Source organism: Microbacterium sp. Bi128 (assembly GCF_918698205.1).
Genome location: NZ_CAKKMM010000542.1, coordinates 1 through 3,189 on the forward strand (window position 1 = coordinate 1; position 3,189 = coordinate 3,189).

The following is a 3,189-nucleotide window of genomic DNA, read 5'->3' on the forward strand; positions in this document are numbered from 1 at the left end:
ATCGCCCAGAGCGCCACCCCCGTCGCGTCTCGCGGGATCGCCCCGCGCTACAGCGGCACCCCGTCGCGCGACGTGCGGCGGACGTCACGCGCCGCCCCGTCGCGCGCCGCGCGGCGAACGTCAGGCGCCGCGCAACCGCTCGGCGAGGTACCCGTGCAGTGCGTCGAGCGGGATGCGCTCCTGGCCCATCGTGTCGCGGTCGCGGACGGTCACGGCGTTGTCGTCGAGCGAGTCGAAGTCGATCGTGACGCAGTACGGGGTGCCGATCTCGTCCTGGCGGCGGTACCGGCGGCCGATCGCGCCGGCGTCGTCGAAGTCGACGTTCCAGCCGGCGGAGCGCAGGGTGTCGGCCACCTCGCGGGCCAGCGGCGACAGGCGCTCGTTACGCGAGAGTGGCAGCACGGCGGCCTTCACGGGCGCGAGGCGCGGGTCGAGCTTGAGCACGGTACGGGTGTCGGTGCCGCCCTTGGCGTTGGGCACCTCTTCTTCGACGTACGCGTCGACGAGGAACGCCATCATCGCGCGTGTCAGACCGAACGAGGGCTCGATGACGTACGGCGTGTACTTCTCACCCGAGGCCTGGTCGAAGTACGTCAGGCTCGAGCCCGAGGCCTCCGAGTGGCTCTTGAGGTCGTAATCGGTGCGGTTGGCGACGCCCATGAGCTCGCCCCACTCCTTGCCCGGGAAGCCGAAGCGGTACTCGACGTCGATCGTGCCGGCGGAATAGTGCGCGCGGTCGTCCTCGGGAACGTCGAACCGCTTCATGTTCTCGGGGTCGATACCGAGGTCGACGAACCAGTTCCAGCACGCCTCGACCCAGTGCTCGAACCACTCCTGCGCTTCGGCGGGCGGAGTGAAGAACTCGATCTCCATCTGCTCGAACTCGCGCGTGCGGAAGATGAAGTTTCCGGGGGTGATCTCGTTGCGGAACGCCTTGCCGACCTGGCCGACGCCGAACGGGGGCTTGCGACGGGATGCCGTGAGCACGTTCGAGAAGTTCACGAAGATGCCCTGCGCGGTCTCGGGACGCAGAAAGTACAGGCCCGACTCGTCGTCGACGACGCCGAGATAGGTCTTCACGAGACCCGAGAAGGCCTTGGGCTCGGTGTACTGCCCCTTGGTGCCGCAGTTGGGGCACGGAACATCGGCGAGGCCGTTCTCGGCCGGACGCCCCTTACGGGCCTCGAAGTCCTCGACGAGGTTGTCGGCGCGGAAGCGCTTGTGGCAGTGCAGACACTCCACCAGCGGGTCGGTGAACGTCGCGACGTGGCCCGAGGCCTCCCACACGCGCTTGGGCAGGATGATGCTGGAGTCCAGGCCGACCATGTCGCCGCGTCCGCGCACGAACGTCTGCCACCACTGGCGACGGATGTTCTCCTTCAGCTCGGTGCCGAGGGGGCCGTAGTCCCACGCGGAGCGCGAACCGCCGTAGATCTCACCGGCCTGGAACACGAACCCGCGATGGCGCGCGAGCGAGATGACCTTGTCGAGGCGGGATTGTTCGGCCACGGTGGCTCCAATGGTCGGGAAAGTTGTGGGTGCGAGCGCGAGTGCGCGGCATCCAGTTTATCGAGCGACGCCGCCCCTCATCGTGTGAGGCGTTCCCGCTGCACCGTGAAGGCCTCCAGCGCGGCCTCGTCGATCTCGACGCCCAGGCCGGGTCCGGTCGGCACGCGCACGTGTCCGTCGTCGAGGACGGCCGGTTCGGTGACGATGTCGCGGTCGTAGAAGCGGGCGGATGCCGAGATGTCGCCGGGCAGCGTGAACCCCGGGAGGGCCGCGAGCGCGGTGTTGGCCGCCCGGCCGATGCCGGTCTCGAGCATGCCGCCGCACCACACGGGGATCCCGGCCGCGCGGCAGCGATCGTGGATCGCGAGGGCCTCGAGGTAGCCGCCGACGCGGCCGGCCTTGATGTTGATGATCGACCCGGAGCCCAGTGCCAGGGCGTCGGCGGCGGCCTTGTCGGACACGATCGACTCGTCCAGGCACACCGGGGTGCGAAGGCGCCTCGCGAGCGTCGCGTGGTCGACGAGGTCGTCCTCCTGCAGCGGCTGCTCGATGAGGAGCAGTTCGAACGCGTCGAGTCGTTCCAGCGTGCCGGCGTCCGCGAGGGTGTAGGCCGAGTTGGCATCCACTTGCAGGGGGATGCCGCCGAAGGCCGCGCGGACCGCGGCGGTGTCGTCGACGTCGCGCCCGGGCTTGATCTTGATCTTGATGCGCACGTAGCCCTCGTCGAGGTAGCCGCCGACGGTCTCGACCAGGGCCTGCGGGTCGCGCTGGATCCCCACCGAGACGCCCGAGGGCACCCGGTCTTTGTCCGCCCCGAGGTAGTCGGCGAAGCGGCGGCCCTCGGTGCGCAGGCCGGCGTCGATGACCGCGAGCTCGAGCCCGGCCTTGGCCATGCGGTGCCCGACGACCGGGCTCAGGATGCCGGCGACCTCCTCGGGCGCGACGGTGCGGCGCTCCAGCAAGGCCGGCGCGAGGAAGCGGGCGAGCACGTCCCACGCGCCCTGCGTGTACTCGCTGGAGTAGAACGGCTCCGCCTGCGTCACGACCTCGCCCCAGCCGACGCCGTCGGCGGTCTCGGCACGGACGACGATGACCTCGCGCACCGTCTCGGTGCCGAACGACGTCGTGAACGGCGAGACCAGGGGGATCTGGAGGACGCGCAGCTCAACGGCATCCAGACTCACGGGGGCGGCGGGAGTGCGGGGCGACATGAGGGCAGGGTATCCGGCGTCCCGTCGCTTCGGTCGCGCGATTCGCTGCCGCTCGCGACACCGCGCCGGCCGCGGGCGACACCGCGCCCGGGCCGGGGCGCGCCACTCGCGACGTGATACCGGGGCCGCGGCGTCCCCGCCGGCCCGGGCCGCGCACAACTCCGGCAAATCCGCTCCCCCACGGCCCCGGATGCCACGGCCCCGCCGATTCCGCAGGAGTTGTGCACCCGCGGTGGACACAACGAAGGAGATCCGCCACCGCGACACGGCGCTCACGGCATCCACCCGCCCGCCACGGCCACATCTCCTTCGTTGTGTCCGCGGCGTCCGGCGGTGGCGTCCGGCCCCGTGGCCGAGCCCGCGGCCCGGGGCGAGCACAACTCCGGCAGACCCACTCCCCCGCGGCCCCAGATGCCACGACCCCGCCGATTCCGCAGGAGTTGTGCACCCGCGGCGGACACAACGAAGG

General features: G+C 70.8%; 3 protein-coding genes. All 3 read right to left on the reverse strand.

All coding sequences use genetic code 11. From position 1 onward, the window contains the following. Positions 1–120: 120 nt before the first annotated feature. Positions 121–1,509, reverse strand: coding sequence for a glycine--tRNA ligase (locus LQV45_RS22585; protein WP_230008915.1), 1,389 nt, complete (start codon positions 1,507–1,509; stop codon positions 121–123). Between the two features lie 77 nt (positions 1,510–1,586). Then, the gene (gene menC, locus LQV45_RS22590) at positions 1,587–2,720 is read right to left on the reverse strand and encodes an o-succinylbenzoate synthase (protein ID WP_230008916.1); all 1,134 of its coding nucleotides are present in this window, start codon (positions 2,718–2,720) and stop codon (positions 1,587–1,589) included. Positions 2,721–2,992: 272 nt separating this feature from the next. Beyond that, on the reverse strand, positions 2,993–3,189 hold a 197-nt coding region (locus LQV45_RS22595), incomplete at its 5' end, for a hypothetical protein (RefSeq protein WP_230008917.1).